Below are 4063 nucleotides of genomic sequence, written 5' to 3'. Positions count from 1 at the left end.
TCTGTGCTCCCTACTCCCTACTCCCTGTTCCCTAACACCTAGTAAGTGGGGATTCTTGACAATTCGACTCTGGTAAACAGCTGCCGAAAGAGCGGTTGATACGTATAGAGTCCACACGATGTCTTCTGCAAGAATTGATGGGTCTAGGCTCAAGTTAACAATACTGAAAAATACTAGGTAGAGAAACATCCAGAAAAATTCTAGTTTTTTGGTGACGCTTAGGACTTGAATTGTCTTAAATAAGGCGATCAATAAACTAAGCACAAAAAGGAAAATACCTAAAAATCCAAGTTGCAGAGCTAACTCAAGATAACCACTATGAGCATTACCATATCCTCCATGGGCAAGCCATGTAGAGTTGATGACAGAGTAGCCAGCGTCGGAAGACCAGAATCCTTCAAAACCGTAACCTAGCCAAGGTCGTTCTAAAATTTTATCAAATACTAAAGTCCAAATCGGTAAACGCCCATTCAATTGTAGATCTTTGCCTAGAATATCAACTAGTATGAATTCCAGGTTTCCTAAAATTACTATCGATGCCACAAAAGCCAGGAGGGCTGAGACCATGTAAAGAACAGTTTGTAACTTATAGTGCTGTTTTACAAAGTTGTGAAGGGGCAGCAGGGTAATCATAACTAAAAAGATTAGCAATGCTGATTTTCCCTGAGAAAGTAGTAGCATCAAAACAGATAAGCTAAATCCCACCCACCCTACCCAGCGATATTTCCGATGGTTGAGGATGCTCAATAACGAAATTATGGCATTTAGGGTCATCAGACGAGCTAAATGATTTTTATGCCTAAAGATACCCTGAGCGGGAGCGTCCCCTAAGCCATGAGCTAAAGTGACCAATAAGCTTAAAATCGCCACTATACCTAGCACCCATGCCACCAGACGCATTTGCTCCTTAGGGTTATAGCGAACTGCTAAGTATGCTCCGAGGGCAGTTGCACGTAAGACGGCTCTAAGTAATTCTGGAATACCGGGAACGGCAGACCATCCAACCGACCACACAGCAGTCCCTACTAAGCATAGTAACGGTATATCCCTTGTAAAAACATAGGCAAATCTTTGCCATCGCCAAAGAATTAAAAAAAACAAGATTAGATAGCTACCAACTTTTAAAAGCTTAAGTAGAGGTCCTGGTAGATCAAGAAACATGCCCGAAAATAAGCATATTCCAATCAAAAATGGTTCTATTCTGAGCAACAAAAAAGTTATTAACTCATTAGTAGATAACCTTTTTAAGTTTATCATAAACTATTTATTAATGGGAGTTTTATAGCCCTATTGATATCAGTGATACTATATTTTCTAGTAATGATAGTTATACTCCGGATAAAATTTCAGTAAACAGAGATAAGTAGCGTCTTGCTTGAATTTCCAAGGTAAATTCTTTTTCTACTTTCTCGCGGGCGCGGTAGGATAGTTTCTGATGTCGTTCTGTGTTCTCTAGCACCCAAGCAATTCCTTTAGCTAGAGCTTCAATTTGGTAAGGTTGGGCTAAATAACCGTTTTTCTGGTGCTCAATTAGATCGGGCATCCCGCCAATGTTGAAGGCGACGCAAGGAGTTCCACATGCGATCGCTTCCATCACTGTGTTGGGCAAGTTATCTTGAAGGGAAGGGCAAACAAATACATCTGCTGCTCCATAAACTAGCGCTAGGGAGAGATCATCGCTGAATGTCCCTAAGTAGTGAGCGTTAAAACCAAACTCAGGTGGATTGTCTGGCCGAGAGTCACCAAAAATAACTAACTCTAGTTGATCTCGCCACCCGGATTGGCTCAGCTCTTGGAGCGCTGGTTGTAACAATTGAAACCCTTTGCGTTTTTGACTAGTGGCATTTACTCCTCCAAATAAAATAAGTTGCTTATCCTGGGGTAAGTTAAGTAATTCTCGCGCTACCTGCTGATGGATGGGTCTGTACTGTTGAGTATCAATGCCATTGGGAATGAGCTCAATTCGCAGATCCTGGAAAAGGGAACTGGCACTGGCACATTTGGCTAACCATGAGCTGAGGGTGACAACTGTCAGGTCAAGATTTCGCCAAGCTTTGGCTTTGCGCTGCCATACCCAACGGGATAAATCCCAGTCTTTGCTGCTGTTAAGTTGAGGACAATTACCACAGGAGACTGTATAGCGATCGCAATCGTGATTGTAGTGACATCCTCCTGTGAATGGCCACATATCATGAAGAGTCCAAACAATTGGTCGCTTTAGTTTCCCAATGGTTTCAATTTGGACATAGCCAGCACAAATCCAATGGAGATTTATAATATCGGGCTTAAGTCGGGCAACTTTGGGAACAACTGCATCGGGAAACCACTGACTAGAAAAGGTCTTATCTTCCCGTTGGGGGTAAAGCTTTTGAGGTAAAGCGCCAAAGGTCCATCTGCTCCTGGCTAGGCCCTGTGTCAACTTTTTTGTTGGTCCAATGACAGTTTTATCATGACTAAATTTTTCCTGCACTAAAATTTGGGAATCTATATTAATGCTTTGGAAACCCTGATGTAATCGATAGGCAGCACGAGCAGCTCCACCAGAGATATCGAAACTACTAACAATTAGAGTCTTCATGGTTTAATACCTTCCATGAACAGTGAATCGGGTTTACGCACTTTGCCCTCAAGCATATCTAGACCGTAGCTATTAAAATCTTGAATACGGCTTGAATCAGCACCACAAACGCGCACCTCTACAAATCCTGAGCGCTCCAGCAGTCGTCGTAAAGAAAACCGGTCATACATCCAATAATGAATTTCACCTGAATTCCGAAACAACCCGACTTCAAATGCTTGTCGTGCTTCATTCCCTGCGATCAGAGTCACTAGATATTTGGCAATACTAGTTCTGAGATTAAACTTCCTCAAGGTTTTGTAAAACCAATACCTATCTTTAGATGCTAGTCGCTCTATCCAGGATTTTTTTTCAGAGTTTTTATCCAAAAATATATCAGCATTGCTACCGATACGAGATCTGATAAATTCTTTATTAGTAAGATTAGGGTCAGCTAAATAACTAGCCATTTCACCACCTTTAACGTGGCGCACTGTCTGGTCATAAAGTTCTAACATTATCCAGTCATAGTTAGCCTCTGCTTCCGTAACACCAGACTCAACCTGTTCTAGAGTAGAGATATAATGTCTAGCTATTGATTCTAGATCAGGAACAACTGCTCTAATTATTCCCTGTGGCTTAAGAACACGCCAACACTCAGCAATAAGTTGATCAGCATCATGCTGCTTGAGATGTTCTATTACATGAGAACTATAACAAGCATCAAAATAAGCATCAGGATAGGGCAACTTTTTCCTGATATCATGATTATGAATATCGGATGATTGTGGTGCTAAATCAACGTTAGTCCACGCCGGATGATTAGAATATGTAGAGCCGCAACCTATATTTATTAGTTTTAACATCAACCTACCATAAAACTAACATCACTAACGATATGGCAAAGGGAGTAGGGAGTAGGGAGTAGGGAGTAGGGATGTCCAAGACCGCGCTGGATCGCTTCTGCCTTCTGCCTTCTGCCTTCTGCCTTCTGCCTTCTGCCTTCTGCCTTGCTGTTGTGCAATTTAAATCCAAAACAGCTTAGTTGATTAAAATTGATTTTTCCATCTATTGATATTTTCTAGGGGTAAGTTTATTTTTGTTTCATAGGAGGAATCTATCCAATGTTTAATCGAGTCTATATCATCTCGTTTAATAACTGGAAGGTTAGTATCTTTAGCAATTTCAGTAGCTCTGTTATCAATAGCAAGAATCAGTGCTCTTCTGCTGTGTTGTAATGCTCGAATGCCAGCATGTAATCGCGTACCTATATAATCTACATCACAGCTAGATAAACACTGATCTAATGCTTTTAGGCTAGGTTTGAGATATATAGCACTCTTGCCACAAAAGGATTGCATATAGTGATAATCCTTGGGCTGCTGAGTCCAGAAATAAATTTTTTGATAGTTTTGTGACAATACCTTGACTAGGTTGAAATCAAACTTTTCATTTTGATGATACTCAGTGAAGGTAACTAAAACGGAGTCTGACTTTTTTCGTGGA

Annotated in this window: 4 protein-coding genes and 1 pseudogene; all 5 read right to left on the bottom strand. The window is 40.9% G+C overall.

All coding sequences use genetic code 11. The features are described 5' to 3' along the window. On the bottom strand, positions 1–1014 hold a 1014-nt coding region (locus tag F6K49_RS36490), incomplete at its 3' end, for an O-antigen ligase family protein (RefSeq protein ID WP_293104717.1). Between the two features lie 313 nt (positions 1015–1327). Continuing rightward, positions 1328–2578 carry a glycosyltransferase family 4 protein gene (locus F6K49_RS36485; protein WP_293104714.1) on the bottom strand — a complete coding sequence of 417 codons (1251 nt, stop codon included), beginning with the start codon at positions 2576–2578 and terminating at the stop codon, positions 1328–1330. Next, positions 2575–3423: a methyltransferase domain-containing protein gene (locus F6K49_RS36480; RefSeq protein WP_293104711.1), complete on the bottom strand. Its 849-nt coding sequence runs from the start codon at positions 3421–3423 to the stop codon at positions 2575–2577. The genes F6K49_RS36485 and F6K49_RS36480 overlap by 4 nt, the downstream gene beginning before the upstream one ends. Then, a complete protein-coding gene (locus F6K49_RS36475) occupies positions 3423–3581 on the bottom strand; it encodes a hypothetical protein (protein ID WP_293104708.1) in 159 nt (52 codons plus the stop codon). Before F6K49_RS36475 ends, F6K49_RS36480 begins: the two co-directional genes overlap by 1 nt. Before the next feature lie 25 nt (positions 3582–3606). Then, positions 3607–4063: pseudogene (locus tag F6K49_RS36470) on the bottom strand (polysaccharide pyruvyl transferase family protein); the annotation flags it as partial.

Source organism: Moorena sp. SIO3I6 (assembly GCF_010672095.1).
Note: the sequence above shows the minus strand (reverse complement) of the source record. Positions and strands in the feature narration are given on the sequence as shown.

Bases quoted from the DNA above. Each gene is read 5' to 3' on its own strand.
- F6K49_RS36485 (WP_293104714.1), bottom strand. From the start codon at position 2,578: ATGAAGACTCTAATTGTTAGTAGTTTCGATATCTCTGGTGGAGCTGCT.
- F6K49_RS36480 (WP_293104711.1), bottom strand. From the start codon at position 3,423: ATGTTAAAACTAATAAATATAGGTTGCGGCTCTACATATTCTAATCAT.